The following is a 298-nucleotide window of genomic DNA, read 5'->3' as shown; positions in this document are numbered from 1 at the left end:
GAACAACGACTTCCACTCGCAGGTGAGGCTCGAGTTCTCCGGCACGGGTACTGTCACTGATGTCGGCGGTCTCGGTACGGGCGACATTTCGATCGGCGAAGACTACACGCTCGTTATCGCCGACGAAAACGCGTCCGACGGCAGCCTTGTCGGCAACAACATCACGGGCTCCGGCACGGTGGTGATCGGCCGCGAAGACACAGCGGGCACGATTGAACTCGGCGGCAGCAACGCCGGGTTCACGGGCAACGTGCGCGTCGAAAGCGACTGGACGCTCGAAGCTTCGATGGGCAAGGGC

At 63.1% G+C, this 298-nt stretch carries 1 protein-coding gene; it reads left to right on the top strand.

Annotated features, from left to right (window positions below):
* On the top strand, positions 1 to 298 hold a 298-nt coding region (locus tag H6A60_RS13020; protein WP_205105287.1), incomplete at both ends, for a hypothetical protein.

It is taken from the genome of Sutterella massiliensis, from assembly GCF_016899755.1.
GTDB lineage: Bacteria > Pseudomonadota > Gammaproteobacteria > Burkholderiales > Burkholderiaceae_F > Sutterella > Sutterella massiliensis.
The sequence above is the reverse complement of the archived record's forward strand: the minus strand, read 5'-3'. Positions and strand labels throughout refer to the sequence as shown.